The organism is Sandarakinorhabdus oryzae, assembly GCF_009733735.1.
Lineage (GTDB): Bacteria > Pseudomonadota > Alphaproteobacteria > Sphingomonadales > Sphingomonadaceae > Sandarakinorhabdus > Sandarakinorhabdus oryzae.
In genome coordinates this window covers 1-1,442 of the sequence record NZ_WNJP01000317.1, presented here as the reverse complement: position 1 = coordinate 1,442, position 1,442 = coordinate 1, and the positions used below count along the sequence as shown (strand labels likewise).

The following is a 1,442-nucleotide window of genomic DNA, read 5'->3' as shown; positions in this document are numbered from 1 at the left end:
GAGGCCGGATCGGCGGCGGCCGGGCGATCGGGCCGGGCAAAGGCCGCGGCCAGCGCCAGCGCCCAGTCGTCATCGCCGTCGGCCACATCAAGTTGCAGCGACTTGCCCTGCAGCCGGGCGCGGCCGGCACTGGCCTGGCGCAGCACCAGTGTGCGCGGCGATTCAAGCGATCCGCCGGAGTGCCGTTGATCGCCAATGACGATCTCCAGATCGGCAGGGTCGATGCCGGCCAGGCCGGGCAACCAGGGAAGGACGGGGAGGGCAGGAACAGGTGTGCTCATGCCCGTTTATCAGCAAGGCGCGTGCCAACCGGGCAATGTGAACAGGCGCAAAGATTGCGCTTGGTTAACAATCAGTTGCGCGTCAAAATCCTGACGGGCAAAGCGTCAACGCGCCGACGCCGGACCCGTCATTATCCTGACGCTGTCAATTTTCTGACAGGGCGGGTTCCGCTGCCACCGTTGCCACCATCGTGCCGCCGGCGACCAGCCGATCGCCCACATAGGCCACCGCCGCCTGGCCGGGGGCGACGCCATATTGCGGCTCGGCAAAGCGCAGTGTGTCGCCGTCAATCCAGCCCTGCGCCAGCGGCGCCATCGATCGCACCTTCACCATCAGCGGGCCCTCGGTGGGCCCAAGGATGTTGGCACCGTCCAGCCGCACCGCCGCCACCGCCAGCGCCCGGCGCGGGCCGGCGATCACCCTGTTGGTGGCCGCATCGATGCCGACGACATAGAGCGGCTCGGCCTGGCCGCCGAGTTCCAGCCCGCGGCGCTGGCCGACGGTGAAGCGGTGGATACCGTTGTGGCGGCCCAGCACGCTGCCCGCCGCATCGACGATGTCGCCCGGCAAGGCCAGTTCGGGCCGGATCTTCTCCACGACGGCGGCATAATCACCGCCGGGCACGAAGCAGATATCCTGGCTGTCCGGCTTGGCCGCCACCACCAGGCCAAAGGCCTCGGCCAGCGCGCGGGTCTCCGCCTTGGCCAGGCCGCCCAGCGGGAAGCGCAGATAATCGAGCTGGCCCTGGGTGGTGGTCCACAGGAAATAGCTCTGGTCTTTCGTGGGATCGGCGCCGCGGTGCAGTTCGGCGCCATCCGGGCCATCGAGGCGCTGCACATAATGGCCAGTGAGCAGTGCTTCGGCGCCGAGATCACGGGCCAGATTGATCAGGTCGGTGAATTTCACGGTGCGGTTGCATTCGACGCACGGCACCGGGGTCAGGCCCTTGGCGTAGGAGTCGACAAAATTGTCGATCACCGCCGCGCGAAAGCGGCTTTCCATGTCGACGACGAAGTGCGCGATGCCCAGACGTTCGGCGACGGCGCGCGCATCGCGGATATCGGCGCCCGCACAGCACGCCCCCGGCCGGCGCGCGGCGGCGCCCTGGTCATAGAGCTGCAGGGTGATGCCGACCGCGTCGCAGCCGGCCGCAGCCGCCA

The 1,442-nt window shown here is 68.6% G+C and carries 1 protein-coding gene and 1 pseudogene; both read right to left on the bottom strand.

The window, feature by feature from the left end:
• Positions 1 to 281, bottom strand: a pseudogene (locus GJ693_RS15980) (hypothetical protein); the annotation flags it as partial.
• A 145-nt stretch (positions 282 to 426) separates the two neighbouring features.
• The coding region (gene mnmA / locus GJ693_RS15975; protein WP_156257212.1) for a tRNA 2-thiouridine(34) synthase MnmA at positions 427 to 1,442 on the bottom strand (1,016 nt) is incomplete at its 5' end.